A 17,055-nucleotide genomic window follows, 5' to 3' on the forward strand; every position below is an offset into this window, starting at 1 on the left:
AATGGTTCATTTGAATAAACAGAGTGCGGATATCGCGATAATCGGGGTTGCTTGCAGATTCCCCGATGCAGATCATTATCATGAATTCTGGGAAAACATAAATAGCGGCAAAGATTCCATCCGGGAAGTGCCGATTGAACGGTGGGATCCCGAACTTTATTATTCAGCTGATATCAGTATACCGAACAAAACAATCAGCAAGTGGGGAGGTTTTATTCATAAAGCTGACCATTTCGACCATAAGTTTTTTAATATCTCTCCCCGGGAAGCGAAAAACATGGATCCTGAGCAAAGAATCCTTTTAGAAGAAACTTGGCGGTGCATCGAAGATTCCGGGGTTTCTTTGCAGGATCTCCAGCGTAAAACCACTTCTGTTTTTGCGGGTATTATGAATTCTGACTACCGGCAGACAGGTCATGCTGAATCGGAAATCGACAGTTATGCCTGTTTAGGAAGTTTCGAAGCTATGCTTTCCAACCGGCTTTCATACACATTCGGTTTGACCGGAAAAAGCATGTCTGTAAATGCCGCTTGTGCATCATCGCTTGTTGCTTTACATGAAGCGGTTAAGTCATTGCGGACAAAAGAAAGCGATTATGCAATCGCATCGGGAGTAAACTTGAATTTCCAACCCGGAAAATATATTTCTTTTTCCAAAGCCAGAATGCTGAGTCCTGACGGCAAATGTAAAACCTTTGACGCAGCAGCGAACGGGTACGTTCCCGGAGAAGGGGCAGGCGTTGTATTGCTGCAGCGCCTTGGTGATGCAGTAAAAGCCGGTCACCATATATACGGGATCATAAAAGGGACAGCTGTTAATCATGGCGGTAAAACCCGTTCCATAACCGCTCCCAGAGCAGAAGCGCAGTGCCGGGTCATCTCAGAAGCTTTACACAACGCTGCTGTCGATGCTGCGACGGTTTCTTACGTAGAAGCACATGGCACAGGAACATCTCTGGGCGATCCGATAGAAATAGAAGCATTGACAAAAGCGTATCGGCAATATACTGAGGATACTCAATATTGCAGGATCGGAAGTGTGAAAACAAATATCGGTCATACAGAAGCAGCAGCGGGAATGGCCGGATTGATAAAAGTTCTAATGATGATGAAACACCGGAGGGTGCCGAAAAGCCTGAATGTACATACGGTAAACCCAATTATACAGTTTGAAAAAACACCGTTTAGGCCGGCGCTTGATTCAAGTGATTGGAAGGCGGCAGACGGGGCTCCGCTCAGGGCGGGAATCAGCTCCTTCGGTTTTGGGGGTGTCAACTCTCACGTCATCATCGAAGAATTTATACATACAAAAGACGAATCTGACAGAAAAGGAAGGATACCCTTCCTTTTTTCCGCTAAAAGTGAAGAAAGCATGAAACAAATGATACATCATTGGAGAACCTTTGCTGACGATTCAGAGGAATTTTGCAAAATATCAAATGAAGTGATCAGCAGCACCCTTTTAACAAGGACATCGTTTGATTACAGGGCTGGTTTATTGGCAGGCAGCAAGGAGGAATTTAAAAATCAGCTTAAAGAGGGATTAAGTTTTCGGAGGAAACAAGGTTCTGAATGGGCGCTTGCCATCGGTGACTTCAAATGGGAAAGTTATAAACAATTTGCCGTTTTGAAACGGGTGTTCCCTGATTTAGAAAAGAAAGTAAGGCCGGTGCTGAAGGGTATACCAACATTGCACAGTTCATTTAAAAGAAAATGGACGCCTGAGAAAATCCGCTTGTATTCTTTAGTTATCAATACGGAAATCATAAAAAGTATCCTGGCATCCGGTTTTAAGCCAAGCCTCATTACAGGCGCCGGAGACGGATATTACGTCGCTCTTGCAGCAGCGGATATCATCAAAATTGAAAAGGCCATTTCTGTCATCACAGGCGCTGAAAAACTTTCGCACATATCCTGTGAGCCGCCGTCCATTCCATTTGTCAATCCGTACACTTCAAAAACGTACCCGCCGGTTCGATTAAATGAAGAATATGTAAGGGTGCTGCTGAACGGTCTGAGCTTCCCGGCTGATTTTGCAGACCGCCTGTACGGGAAAACACGGCTGCTTCTTGAGCACCAATATACGTTTAAAGGGTTTTTAGAAGAGTGGGATAAAGCGGGGAAGACTCAGGAAATCGAGATTTTATCTTATATTGTGAAGCGCACGGCGGATAAAAGAAACGCATTGCCGGCTGATGAGGAAGCGGCGATCATGGCTATCCTTGCCTCTATGAGAAGACTGTATAAGAGATGGGATTTAACAGATTATGATGGATTCTTTAATAATGATTATGTTCTGGAAATATTAAATTTACTGGATGAAGGAATCTTGTCTAAAGAACTTTTTCTGAGCATGTTATTGAAAAAGCAAGACGGAATTAAACAGGCTGTTGCTTGTATTAATGAGCAGCCGGCAGGTTTTTATGATAAAACTCGTTTTCCGTTGATGACAGAATACAATCAAATGGATGCCGTGTCTCAGGAGATAGCTGACCATATGCCGCTTCACACGGAAGAAAAGGGAACGGAGCCGGATGTGAATATTTCTGATTTTTCAGTTTTTCAATTCGGATCGCTCCCTCCATCAGCAAAACTAAACAAAGCGGCTGCTTTTGAAGCGGACAAACCAGCCGATGAGGCTCTATATCATTCATTTATGCAAATGTGGCTTTCAGGAGAAGAGATTGAATGGGCGAAACTAGGTGATGATCATAAAAGAAAAGCCCCGCTTCCGCCTTATCCGTTTGAGCGCTCTCAATTTTCTTTAAACCCTCAGCCGGTAAAATCAGACGCGGCTTTTTCAGAAAAGAAGAATCAGGCACTTTATACGCCGGTATGGAAAGAAACCGCAATTGAGAATGAAGCGGGCAGCCGACAAGCTTGTACTATTTTGTTGTTCTCCGGGAATAAAGACTATTTTGAAGAGCTGAAAAAAAGAGAGAATACGTCCGCATATCTTATTATGCCCGGTGAGCGTTTAGAGCAGATAAGCGACAGTGTTTTCACGATCAACAGGCAGCGTCCCGAAGATTATCAAGGTGTCATTCGTCTGTTAAAGGAAAAAGGCGCAGCGCCTGATGCAATTTTGCATACGTGGTCTGAAAAACAGCCTGAACTGGAAGAAACACTCGAATCAGGAATTTATTCCGTGTTTTATCTGACTAAGGCTTTAATCAGCGAGAACCTTATAAACAAAGTAACGTTCATTTATACATTCAGCGCAGATCAAAAAGAAAAATTGCCGTATTTTGAAGGTGTGAACGGTTTTTTAAAATCGGTAAAACAAGAATACCCGCAGCTTCATTGTAAGACGGTTTGCTTTGAACATGATTCTGCATCCGTTTCATTTTCAGAAAGGGCTGACATTCTTTATAAAGAAATAAACACAGCGCCTGATCGGCATATTCATATCACTTACAGAGGCTGCGTAAGATATGCACGGATGTTAGTGAAGCAGAGAGAAACAAACAGAAAGACCGTTCAATACCCTGAAAAAGATAAAGTGTATTTAATTACAGGGGGATTTGGGGGGATTGGCAGTAAAGTCGCTGAATATTGCGCGAAAACTGAAAGATCCACCATTATCCTATCGGGGCGATCTGTTTTAAACGGAGATATGCAGAAACATTTAGAATACCTGAACAGCTTTAAAGCAAAGGTTTATTATATACAGGCGAATATATCCGATAAAGAAGCGGTAAAAAAAATGATTGACGGTATTACCGATCAGCATGCAGGTCTTCATGGCGTCATTCATTGTGCAGGAGTTATCAGAGACTCGCTGCTTTTTCGAAAAACAAAGCATGAACTTTCAGAGGTGATTGCTCCGAAAGTTCATGGTGCATTGAATCTTGATCATGCAACGAAGTCGCTGGAATTGGATTTTTTCGCCGTTTTTTCTTCAGTCGTCTCTATTGCAGGGAACGAAGGCCAATGTGATTATGCATATGCAAACGGCTTTTTAGATCATTTTGCCGAATATCGGGAACAGAAACGGCAAAATTCTCTGCGCAGCGGCCGCACGCTGACAATCAATTGGCCTTTATGGCAAGACATCGGAATGGGGGCGAACCTGTCAGGTCAAGGGCGGACGTCTCTTTTTCATGGTTCCGGGCTCGAAGAACTTCCTGCTGAAGACGGAACGCAATGGTTTTCGCGGATTGTAACTTCGGGTCAGCTGCATAATATTGCAGTCTGCGGTGATCATGAGCGCTTTGAACAATTTATGCGGCAGAGATTTTTGACGGATGAAACAGAGACAGGCAGTGCCATTCCTTTGGCTCAAGGCGATATTTTGGATCAGACAGTTTTGTTTTTAACCAATATCATCTCCTCTGAGATCGGTGCAGAACGGGAAGAGATCGATCAAGATGTGCATCTGGCTGAATATGGAATGGATTCGGTTATGATTCATCAATGCAACACAAAGCTGGAGCAGTCACTGGGAGCAATTTCGAAAACGCTTTTATTTGAATTTCATACAATCAGAGATTTAGCAGATCATCTTGTAAAGGAATATCCGGATCGGCTGGGGCGTTTATTTTCACGGGAGGAAAAAGGAAAACAGATTCAGAGCATTACCCCCGCCAGGCCGGAACAAAACATCACTGCACCTGCGGCGGAGGAAAAAGAACATCTTGACGGGATAGCGGTAATCGGTATCAGCGGCCGTTATCCCGGGGCTGAAAATATCGAAGAATTGTGGGAGCTTCTATCAAAAGAGAGAACCGCAATCACAGAAATTCCGAAAGAACGATGGAATTATGAGACCTACTATGATCCAGACCCCGCTAAAGCGCATGAGGGGAAAATTTATTGCAAATGGGGCGGATTTTTAAAGAATGCTGAATCATTTGATTCTTTGTTTTTCCAAATATCGCCGAGAGAAGCAGAAGCGATGGATCCTCAGGAACGAATATTTCTCGAAACCGTATGGAAAGCATTTGAAGATTCGGGATATACCATTGAAGGGTTGAGAAAGCAGACCGAAAAACATGTCGGTGTATTTGCGGGAGTGACGACCAATTCTTACAAGCTGCTCGGCGAAAGAATACCGACGGACAAAAACGATGTACTTCCAAATTCGTTCCCATGGTCTCTCGCGAACAGAGTGTCTTACACATTTGACTTTACAGGTCCCAGTGTCCCTGTAGATACGGCTTGTTCTTCATCCTTAACGGCAATTCACATGGCTTGCCAAAGTTTAACAAAGGGTGAGTGCTCGGTTGCGGTTGCGGGAGGAGTAAATTTGTATCTTCATCCTTCTGACTATTTATACCGATGTCAGATGGGGATGCTTTCAAAATCGGGAAAATGCAGAAGTTTTGGAGAAGGCGGCGACGGTTTCGTGCCCGGGGAAGGTGTCGGGGCCGTTATTCTTAAACCGCTTAAAGATGCCATACGTGATAATGATACTGTGTACGCCGTCATTAAAGGAACGGCAATTAATCATGGCGGAAAGACAAATGGCTATACGGTGCCTAATCCTGCCGCACAGGCGGATTTAATTCAAGGAGCTCTTAAAGCGGCCGGTTGGAGCGCCAGAAGTGTCAGCTTTATTGAAGCCCACGGCACGGGAACGCCGCTGGGTGACCCGATTGAAGTCCGAGGCCTGACCAAGGCGTTTAGAGCTTATACCGAAGATGTTTCATATTGCTCTCTCGGATCGATTAAATCTAACATCGGCCACCTGGAAGCGGCCGCGGGTATCGCCGGCCTGACAAAGATTATCTTACAAATGAAGTATAAAAAAATAGCCGCAACACTGCATGCTGAACGGGTGCATCCGGATCTTTATCTGGAAGAGACACCTTTTTGTCTTCAACAGGAAACCGCCGACTGGATAAAACCCGCGAATGAAAAACATTCTGACAGCAAATATCCGCGGCGTGCGGGATTAAGTTCTTTCGGAGCGGGCGGGGCAAATGCTCATATCCTTGTGGAAGAGTATGAGTCTGCTGCTGACTGTCATACGAGGCGTGAGGAAAGTGAGGAACTTATCGTACTCTCAGCCAAGCATTCACTGAGTTTACGGGAATCAGCAAAACAGCTGGAGGAATATCTTCAAAAGGCCCGTCATAAGCAGGGCGAGTTTTTACAGCCGCCGGGAACAAACAAGCCGCTTCACCTTTCTGATATTGCGTATACCCTTCTTGAAGGGCGTGAAGCCATGCCGGAAAGGCTTGCTGTCATTTCAAATAATATCGATGATCTGATGTTGAAATTAAATCACTTTTATAATGGAATTGACGATCACGAAATATTTAGAGGGAAAAAACCGAATCATAAACGCGGACAGCGACAATCGGATCTTCCGCTCAAATCCGGCAGCACCACATTAACCGAAATGGCTGAATTTTGGGTATCAGGAGGCAATTTAAGCTGGGAAGATTTCCGCACCGGCAGAAAACCGAGAAAAATTGCCCTGCCGACTTACCCTTTCTTAAAAAACAGACTGTGGGTGTCAAATAAGGCGCAAACAACAACAGCAGCCGGTACAGCTCCTTTATTTGATTTTTCAGCAGGTGAGTGCCGATTTTATAAAACGCTTTCAGATTCTGAATATTATGTAAAAGACCATGTTGTGCATGGGAATATGGTTCTGCCCGGAGCGGCAATCATCGAAGCGGCCAGAGAAGCGGGAGAGAGGATGTACGGAAAATCAGTCATAAAACTGAGTCAGGTTGTATGGGCGGTTCCGATAACCGTTGAAAAAGAAAAGACGATAATGATAGATCTGCTGCCGAATCAAAAAGACGGAAGATTTGTGGTGAAAACCGATATGCAACCTGAAGCGGCAGTTCACTGCCAAGGAAACATTATCACATGCGGAGATCAAGATGCCTCTCATACAGAGCATTTTCAATTGGACAGCTGGTTAACCGGACAGAAAAGATTAATCAGCGGCGCTGAGTGTTATAGGACCTTCCGGCAGAGCGGTTTGGACTATGGAACCAGTTTTCAGGTAATAAAACAGCTGTTTATTCATGAAAATGCTGTTCTTGCACGAATATCACTTCCTGAGAGCATTCATAAAAAATCCGGCACGCTGCTGGAACCGTGTTTATTGGATGGCATTTTTCAATCCACAACAGGGTTTACGTCCGGTCAGGAAGACGATCACACCGCATATTTGCCTTTTGAATTAGGTGAGCTGGAGATTCTTCACGCACCTTCGGCAAACGGCTATGCTTACATTACAGCTGCCGATGAAAGACAACATGATGATGTCAAAAGGTTTCATATACTATTTATGGATGAAAACGGATCTGTAAGTCTTAAAATAAAAAACTTAGCGTTGAAGGCATTAAGGGTTGCACCGCAGACTCAGGATGAGCGGCATTCAGTTAAGTATTACACAGATATGTGGAAGCGGGCCCCTCTGCTTCATCAGCCTGAAGCCAGCGGTTTAAACAGCTGCCTTGTGATTTCACTCCGTCGGGATATATCAGAACCGCTGATCCGCCAGGCATATAAAGATATCGGCCTGAACATGATCTTTGTCCGCCATGGCGGCAGTTTTCAAGAAAAACAAGCTGATTCCTTTGAATTGAACAGCGTCAAACTTGACGGCTATAAGAAATTGCTGGCGATTCTTAAAGAAAGACAAGTGACAATTGACCGCGTCATTTTAATCGGGATGAGCCCTGAAACGGGAATTGAGCATAACATTGATGAAAAGCTGGAAGAGGCTGTTTTGCCGGTTTTCAATGTAACGAAAGCTCTGTTAGCAACAATCCCAAGACATAAAATTCTGATATCACATGTATTTTTCACAAGGAACAATCAAATCTTACCTTATCAAATGGCAATCAGCGGCTTTTTTAGGTCGCTTCATTTGGAACATCCAATGTTGTCCGGTAAAAATATTGAAATACACAGCGACGATATTCAGTTACAGCTGAACACCGGTCTGCCTGAATTAAAAAACCTTGTGAAAGAAACAGTCATCAGCGATGATACTTCAGAGATCAGATACAGAGATGGAATCAGGCAGGTAAAACACTCTGCAGAAATTGAAAGTGCAGAGCCCCCCAAAAAGATGGAAGTAAAAGAAGGGGGAGTTTACCTCATTACAGGAGGAACAGGCGGTCTGGGACTGATTTTTGCCAGACACCTTGTGCGAAAAGGGAGAATAAAGCTTGTCCTTATCGGCAGATCAGAGCTTTCTGTGGAAGCCGTAAGCAATGTAAAAGAGCTCGAAAAAAACGGATCAGAGGTTTTTTATGTAAGAACCGATATTTCTGATAAGGAAAATGTCAACAACCTGATAAAACTCGTCAAAAACAAATTAGGTCCTGTTAAAGGAATTATTCACAGTGCCGGTGTGATAAAAGATTCATTACTCATCAATAAGCGTGAAGAGGATCTCGATTCAGTCTTGGCGAGCAAGGTTTACGGAACGATATGGCTTGACCGGTATACAGACAGAGAACCTCTGGACTTTTTTGTTATGTTTTCATCTATCAGCGCAATAATCGGGAATGCCGGACAAACTGATTATGCTTATGCAAACCGGTTTATGGATTATTTTGCGGAAATGAGAGCGGCGGAAAATAAACCTGGAAAAACAGTCTCGATTAATTGGCCTTTATGGAAAGAAGGCGGTATGCAAATTGATATTCATTCAGAGAAGTTCCTTTATGACCGTTTCGGAATGCTGCCTCTGGGAAAACGGGAAGGCCTTGCAGCATTTGATCAAGCAATGACAGGGTGTGAACATCAAATAATGGTATTTAGCGGTAATGAATTAAAGCTGGAACGAATGATAACGATTGACAGCGGAAAAAGTGATCCGGCAATCGCCGACGAAAATCACGAACCGAAAGAGCTGTCAATAACTGAATCTTTAAAAAGCACTTTGACGCGCATCATCACCGGCGTATTAAAAATTGAAGAACGGGAATTTGATTTTGAACTGCCGATAAGTGAATACGGATTTGATTCAATTATGTTTACAATGCTGGGCAACGAATTAAACGAAACATTAGGAATATCAATGATGCCGTCAGATTTTTTCGGTCTTACTGATTTTAATGAACTTCTTGAGTTTTTAAAGAGTGAGTATTCCGAGGAGCTTCATCTCTGCGGTTCTTTTTCTTCAGATGAATCTGCGGCGAAAGACCGGAGAGAAAATCTGATTGAGGGCATCGCAAAGATGATGTCAAGTATTTTGAAGATTGACAGAAAGGAAATAGAAGAAGAGACTTCATTCGGCGAGTACGGATTTGATTCTATTACGTTTACCAGACTCGGAAATGAAATCAATCAACAATATGGTACGGAATTATTGCCGTCCATTTTCTTTGAATGCAATTCACTGGCTGAAATGACTGATTATGTAATCGAGCAATACGGAGAAATCCTTTTTGCTGAGACAGAATCTTTTTCTGCAGCTGACGAAAAAACATTGTACAGCACGCCTCCGCCGGAATCTTATGAACATTCCCCTGAGCCTGAAAACAAAGCCAGGCAAGAGGAAAGACATATGAATGAGCCGGTTGCAATAGTGGGAATAAGCGGCCGTTTCCCCCAAACAGATACGCTGGAAGACTTTTGGGAAGGAATTGAAAAAGGGCGGGATATGATTACAGACATTCCTGAAGACCGTTGGAACTGGAAAGAGTTTGACGGCGATCCGATCAGGGACGTCAATAGAACAAAAATAAAAAAAGGCGGATTTATCAAAGGCGCGGACAGTTTTGATCCGTTGTTTTTCGGGATTTCTCCCGCCGAAGCAGAATTAATGGATCCCCAGCAAAGAATTTTTATGGAGACTGTATGGAAAACAATAGAAGATGCGGGCTATAAGCCGTCTGATTTGGCAGGGACGAAAACCGCGGTGTTTGCAGGGGTCGCCACAACGGATTATGCTGAACGTCTGAATGAAAATGGTGTCTCTGTTCAGGCGCAGACCGCAACCGGTTTAAATCATTGTATATTGGCAAATCGTATTTCTTACCAGCTGAACCTGACGGGTCCGAGCGAACCGATTGACACTGCCTGTTCAAGTTCGTTAGTTGCACTCCATCGTGCGGCTGAGGGGATTCAAAGAGGCGATTTTGAAATGGCGATTGCAGGCGGAGTGCATATTATGACAAGCCCTACTCTGTTTATAGCTTTTGATAAAGCAGGTATGCTTTCCAAAGACGGAAAGTGCAAAACGTTCGATAAAAGCGCTGACGGCTATGTAAGGAGTGAAGGGGCGGCTGCAGTATTGCTTAAGCCGCTCAGCAAAGCACAGGCAGACGGTGATCATATATATGGTTTGATTAAAGGGTCAGCTGTAAATCACGGCGGCCGCGCCAATTCTTTGACAGCTCCGAATCCGAACGCACAGGCGGACTTATTAACCGAAGCCTGGCGGAAGGCGGGGGTCAGCCCTGCCACTGCGGGATATATAGAAGCGCATGGCACAGGGACAAGTCTTGGCGATCCGATTGAAGTAAACAGCATCATAAAGGCATTTAAAACGTTATATCAAGAATGGGACATTCCTTTTGCGAAACAGAAATGCTGCGGAATCGGGTCTGTGAAAACAAACATCGGCCATCTCGAAACCGCTGCCGGAATAGCCGGAGTGATGAAAGTGTTACTGGCTTTTAAATATCGCAAACTTCCGGGACTCGCCCATTTTTCAGAACTCAATCCATACATCAAACTGGAAAATACGCCATTTTATATCACAGAAACCGCTCAAAAGTGGAATCCGATAAAAGATAAAGAGAACAACGATCTGCCGAGGAGAGCGGGTGTCAGCTCATTCGGATTCGGCGGTGTGAACGCGCATATTGTTTTAGAGGAATATAGGGAACCTCAAAAAGAAATGCCGGAAAACAACGGTAACACACATATTTTTGTTTTATCTGCGAAAACCAAAGATCAATTACTTGAGTATATCCGGCTTATGCTTCAGTACTTGGATCGCGTGATTGCCGGTGACATGACCGTTAATGCCAGTGACATGGAATTTACATTGCAAAACGGCCGGGAAGCAATGAACGAAAGAATTGCCGTATGTGCAGCGAGTCTGACTGAGCTGAGAGATAAATACGTCAGCTTTCTTGATGACAGTAAGGTGCAAAAAGGCGTATTTATAAGCGAAAACACTGAAGAGCCCACAGCTGTTTCTGAATATATGATTGAGGAGGCTCTTCAAAGCGGAAAAGAGGAGCTGCTCGCACAATGGTGGGCCAATGGAGCCGAGTTTGAATGGAAGACAATCGGCAATAAGAAATTGAATAGAGTGCCGCTGCCAACTTATCCGTTTGCAAAAGAGAGTTATTGGTTCACCCCGAAAAAGAACAAAAGCGAGGTTAATAGTAAAAGTCTTCACCCATTAATCAGCGAGAATGTCTCAACATTAAAGAAACAAGCATTTAAAACTGTTATTTCCGGAACTGAATTTTTCGTCACTGATCATCTTGTTTCAGGAGACTATGTGCTGCCAGGAGCCGCTTCGCTTGAAATGGCTCTTGTTTGTGCGGAAATAAGCGGAGAAAGTAAAGTATATAAAATAAAAGACGTGATGTGGAACAGACCTATATTATATAAAGGAAAAACGCTGCACATTTATACCGACTTGGAAATGAAACAAGATAAGTTGAACGTAACGATATGTAAAGAGGGTCCGGATGGCGTGCAGCAAATCTGCACACAAAGTGAAACAGTATTCGGGGACATAAACAGCAATGCTGAGTATGTCGATATTGATAAGTTCAAACGCAGCAGTAAGGCTGTCATAAGCCGGGAAGAGTGTTATCACCGCTTCAGTCGTATGGGCCTGACATATCATAGCAGTTTTCAAACGTTGAAAGCCGTATACCGCGGTGATATGGAGTTAATGGCAGAATTGGAGCTTCCGGCTCATTTAGCGAACGGGTTTTCACATTTTACACTTCATCCTTCATTAATTGACGGCGGTTTTCAAGCGGCGGCATTTTTGTTAAGAGATAATGAGAAAGACGGCTTATTTGTTCCATATTCACTTAGAGATCTTCACATTAAGAGGGCGCTTACTGCCCGATGCCATGTCTCGGTGAGAGAAACCGGTTTTTATACGTATAACATTGATTTTATTAACGAGAGCGGCGAAATAGCCGTGAGCATGAAAGACTTTTCTGTCAGAAAAGTGACCGGGGGAGAATTAACCGCAGGACGTAAAAATGAAGATCAGGAAATTCTCTTCTTATTAGAACAATTGAAAAACGGTGAACTTTCTGCTGATCAAGTTTATCAGCTGCTGGAGGGAAAATAGTGCAGATCAAACAAATACTTTCCTTAATTGAAGAACAGCAAATGTCTCCTGATGCAGGACTGGAGCTAATTCGCACTTACAGAAAAGAACAAATGGAAAAAAAGGCGGAGCCGGAATCACAAGCTCCGTCCCCAACCATTTTTTTTAAGAACGATTGGGTAAGAACAAATAACATTGATATGCCGAATCAGCAGGCACCGGGGAATATGCTGATTTTTGATCAGGATAACCGTCTTTTTCAGCATGCCGAGATGATGAATGGAGATCATAACCGTGTCATTCTCGTTACGCCAGATTCTGATTATAGAATTGAACGGAATAGATGCACAATCAATCCTTCTGATGAAAATCATGTCGAAATGCTGCTGTCTGATTTGGCTGAAAACGGATTTACACCTGATGTCGTGCTTTATTTATGGAACGGAGAAATCAGAGAATTCACTGAAAAATCCGTTAATGAAACTCTTCGCAGAGGGATCAACTCGCTCTTTTTATTATCAAAAGCTTTAATGCGGAGAAACGAACCTGTTACGTTATTGCATATTTATTGGACAAGCGGTCTGAATCAGCCGTTTCATGAAGCTGTCGGAGGGTTCATGAAAACGGTAAACATGGAAAGCTCTAAGCTTAAAGCGAAAACCATACAGATACGCCATGAGGATTCTGACAAAAATCCTCCGGTTTCCGAGATGTGGGATGCTGCAATCAGTGAAATACAGCGCTTTCAAACGGATGAATGTGAGATTTTAATAGACTCATATACCCGTTATGTGAAAGGGCTGCAGCATATTGATATTCCTGAACACGATAACGGATCTGTAACGTATCAAAAAGGCGGCATATATATCATTACCGGAGGAGCGGGAAAACTCGGGCTGCTGTTTGCGGAACACATCGCTAAAGAAAACCAAGCCGTGATTATACTTACAGGCCGTTCTTTTTTAACCGTTGATCAAAAAGAACGGATCAGTAAGCTTAATGAGAGCGGCTCTATTGTTGAATATCAGCGGACGGACATCACAGATCGAACAGAGGCAGAGCGATTCATTTTCGGCGTTAAACAGCGGTACGGCAGCATAAACGGGATCATTCATGCTGCCGGCATCCTTCGTGACTCATTTCTTGTAAACAAAAGTCTCAGTGATTTTACGGACGTACTGAAACCGAAAGTTTACGGGACAATCTGGCTGGATGAGCTGACAAAAGACGAAGATCTTGATTTTTTTGTTCTCTTTTCTTCTTTTTCCGCTTACGGAAATGCCGGCCAAAGTGACTATGCGTACGCAAATCATTTTATGGACAGTTTTGCAGTGCTTCGATCTCAGCTCTCCCGAAACGGAAAAACCCTTTCAATCAATTGGCCGTTATTGAAAGATGGCGGGATGAGTCTCGACAGCAATGGAATCAACCAAATAAAAGAAAAATACGGAATGACTCCGATGCGAACTTCCTCTGTTTTGGAAGCGTTTCTGAAAATGCTGCGGTCTTCATTTACCAGCTTAATGCCTGCAGAAGGAAAGCGGCATAAAATGATAAAAGCGCTTTCGATTCAAAGAAATACAGCTGCAGCAGATCAAGATACACTCACGGCGGAACACGATGAAGAAGAGGAATATGCTGCGAAAGAAAAAGTCAATGACTATTTAATCAAGATCATCAGCGGTGTCTTGAAAATCCAAGCTCATAAAATAAATGCGAAGGACTCTTTTGAGAAATTCGGAATCAACTCACTTATGATCATGTCACTTATTTCAAAGCTTGAAGATACTTTCGGGGATCTTCCAAAAACAATCTTTTTTGAATATCAGAACATTGAAGAGCTTTCAAACTTCTTCCTAACATCTTTTAAAGAAAAAGTGCTTAAGGCCGCAGGGGCAGCTCCGGTAAAAAGAGTGCCGAAGAAAAGAGAAAATCTGAGTAAAAAACAGCACCGGCAGCAGAGGGTTGCATCTGCACCGAGCATGGTTCAGCCGGGTGAGGATATTGCCATTATCGGTGTGAGCGGAAGATATCCGAATTCCGATACTCTTGAGGAGTTCTGGGAAAACATTGCCGGAGGGAAAAACTGTATTATTGAAATCCCCGAGGAACGTTGGGATTTCAGATCGAATTACAGTCCTGACATAATGGAGAAGGGAAAAATCAACAGTAAGTGGGGCGGTTTTATCAGCGGTGTTGATCAATTCGATCCGCTGTTTTTCCACATTTCTCATAAAGAAGCTGAGCTGATGGACCCTCAGGAGCGAATTTTTCTCGAAACCTCCTGGCATACGTTTGAAGATTCTGGATATACAAAAGAGAAGCTTGACGGTATGAAAGCCGGTGTGTTTGTCGGAGCCATGTACGGACAATATCAATTATTCGGCGCAGAAGAAACTGCGCGGGGCAATCCGATTGCGCTCAGTTCCTTCTTTTCATCTATTGCGAACAGGGTTTCATACTTTTTTAATCTCTCCGGTCCGAGCATTGCACTGGATACGATGTGTTCATCATCGCTGACGGCCATTCACTTGGCATGTGAGAGCATTAAAAGAGGGGAAAGTGAAATTGCGCTTGCGGGCGGCGTTAATGTGTCCATACATCCCAGCAAATACCTTTGGCTGAGTCAAGGTAATTTTGTTTCCACCGAAGGATTGTGCAGAAGTTTCGGAGAGGGCGGAGACGGCTATGTCCCGGGAGAAGGTTCGGGCGCCGTTCTTTTGAAACCTTTGGAAAAAGCAATTGCTGATCAGGACCATATATACGGAGTGATTAAAGGAACATCTGTAAATCATGGCGGAAAAACCAATGGATTTACGGTTCCGAATCCGAATGCACAAGCTGAGCTGATTGCTGAAAATTTCAAGAAATCGGGCATCAGTCCGCGTTCCGTCAGCTACTTGGAAGCACACGGAACGGGTACCTCGCTCGGAGATCCGATTGAGATTGCAGGATTGACAAAAGCGTTTGAGAAATTTACGGACGATAAACAATTTTGTGCCATAGGCTCAGTGAAATCTAACATCGGACATTTGGAGTCTGCCGCAGGTATAGCAGCCCTTACAAAAGTTCTTTTACAATTTAAGCATCAGAAATTGGCGCCATCCATTCACTCGGAACAGCTGAACCAAAATATCCGATTTGAAAAGACGCCTTTTTACGTTCAGCAGAAAGAAGAAGAGTGGCGGAAAGAATCAGGCGCCTCCAACAGGAGAGCAGCAATCAGTTCGTTCGGAGCGGGCGGAGCAAATGCCCATGTCATTGTGGAAGAATATCAAAACCATGCGGACACACAAACAATAAGCGGTCCGTTTGCCGCAGTTCTCTCTGCCAAAAATGAAGACAGACTGAAAGAATACGCCCGGCGCCTTCTGCAATTCACAGAGCGGGAGACAAAGGTCTCGGCAGCTGATATCGCTTTTACATTGCAGACATGCAGGGAACCGATGGAAGACAGACTTGCTGTTGTAGCTTCCGATTTGCCGGAACTTAAGGAGAAGCTGAGAACTTTCTGTACTGAAGGAACAATTGGAGAGGGCGTATACAAAGGGAATGTTACGAAAGATTTTGATAAAGTCTTTATCTTTCATGATCAAAAGAGGAAAGATAAATTCCTCGAGGTGATGATGGAGACAAAGGACTTGAATCTTCTTGCAAAATTATGGTCTTTCGGGGCTGATATTCATTGGAGAGAGTTATATGAAGAATATACCCCGCAAAAGGTCAAGCTTCCTTTATATCCATTTGCTGAGGAGTCTTACTGGGTGCCTCGAAACCAAAGTGCAACATTTCCGGAAATATTGCCGCGGCAGTCTTCACTGCACCCGCTTCTGGATTCGAATGAATCTACTCTGGAACAGCAGTTTTTTAAAACGACATTAAGAGAAAAAGAGATTTGGTTAAAAGACCACATCGTAAAAAACAAGAGCATTCTCCCGGCAGCTGCTTTTCTTGAAATGGCATGCGCAGCGGGAACGCGGTCATATCGAAAGAAAAAGGTCACTCGTTTAAAAAACGTGATATTTGCCAGACCGGCCATGCTTTTGCAAGAGAGCCTGACCATTTACACTCACATTTCCGTAAAAGACGGCAGCATATTATTTAACATGTCACCTGACGAGGATGCTGCTGTAAGGACTGGATTTGTGACGGGGGAATTAGATTATGATCATCATTACAGTGATGATGATATAGAGAACATTGACAGACAAGAGATTATAAACAGAAGTGCTTTTGTCCGTGAACAAGATGAATGTTACGAGTATTTTCGGGAGAACGGGTTCCTGTATGGGCGCGCTTTTCAGCCGATTCAACGTTTATGGGGCGGGAAAACAGAAGCGGTTGCACACTTATTGCTGCCAAAAGAAGCCGCATATGCTCTTGAAAATTATACATTGCATCCGTCTTTAATTGATGGGGCTCTGCAATCTTTGTTCGGAATTACGGACGGAAGAGAAGAGGCATCTGTTTATGTTCCTTTTTCAATAGGAGAGATTACGGTTCGGAAAAAGGTTTCAGCAGAATGCTGGGCTTATGCGCGTAAAACAGGCCAAAAAGGTCAATCCGAGCTTATTTACGATATTCAGCTGCTTAATGAACAAGGAGAAAGACTTGCAGGTTTGAAGGATGTAACCATTCGTAAAAAAGAAACGTTTTCCGCGAAGGCACAGACTCGTGCAACAGCGGATTCCAATGGAAAGAACGAGAGAGTAAAAGAGCTCCTCAGACAATTAAAAGCGGGCGAACTGACTGCGGAGGAAGCAGATTATGCGCTGGAGCGTATGCAGGATTAGTTTATCATTTTGCGGCAGTGCCATTTG

2 protein-coding genes are annotated in these 17,055 nt (G+C 43.7%); both read left to right on the forward strand.

The genetic code is table 11. The features are described from left to right. The first annotated feature begins 1 nt into the window (after nt 1). Complete coding sequence (locus NYE62_RS07390; protein ID WP_342497333.1) at nt 2–12,256, forward strand: SDR family NAD(P)-dependent oxidoreductase; 12,255 nt, start codon at nt 2–4, stop codon at nt 12,254–12,256. Continuing rightward, nucleotides 12,256–17,028, forward strand: coding sequence for a type I polyketide synthase (locus NYE62_RS07395; protein WP_342497334.1), 4,773 nt, complete (start codon nt 12,256–12,258; stop codon nt 17,026–17,028). Before NYE62_RS07390 ends, NYE62_RS07395 begins: the two co-directional genes overlap by 1 nt. The last annotated feature ends 27 nt before the right edge of the window (nt 17,029–17,055 follow it).

The organism is Bacillus sp. FSL K6-2861, from assembly GCF_038630725.1.
Lineage (GTDB): Bacteria > Bacillota > Bacilli > Bacillales > Bacillaceae > Bacillus > Bacillus velezensis.